The sequence below is a fragment of the Catenulispora pinisilvae genome, assembly GCF_015356865.1.
In the GTDB taxonomy this organism is placed as follows: domain Bacteria; phylum Actinomycetota; class Actinomycetes; order Streptomycetales; family Catenulisporaceae; genus Catenulispora; species Catenulispora pinisilvae.
Genome location: NZ_JAAFZA010000630.1, coordinates 1 through 379, shown reverse-complemented (window position 1 = coordinate 379; position 379 = coordinate 1). Strand labels below are relative to the sequence as shown.

Below are 379 nucleotides of genomic sequence, written 5' to 3'. Positions count from 1 at the left end.
CTCCCCCGCGATCCCCCCGGCCCGCTTCAGCAGCGGCGCCAGCGGCGAGGCCAGCACCCGGTTCACCACCCGCGGCGCGAAGCCCGCCAGCCGCGCCCATACCGGCAGCCAGCCCAGCGAGTAGTGCGCCGCGGGCCGCACCCGGCCCCGGTAGTGCTGATACAAGACCTCCGTCTTGTACGCCGCCATGTCCACCCCGACCGGGCAGTCCGTCTTGCACCCCTTGCACCCCAGGCACAGGTCCAGCGCGTCCAGCACCTCCGGCGCCGCGTAGCCGCCGCCGACCGCGCGGCCGTCCAGCATCTCCTGAAGCACCCTGGCGCGTCCGCGCGTGGAGTCCTTCTCGTCCCCGGGCGCGCGGTGCGGCGGTGCGTGGGGG

At 75.7% G+C, this 379-nt stretch carries 1 pseudogene; it reads right to left on the bottom strand.

The window, feature by feature from the left end:
- Positions 1 to 379: pseudogene (locus IZR01_RS49660) on the bottom strand (FAD-binding oxidoreductase); the annotation flags it as partial.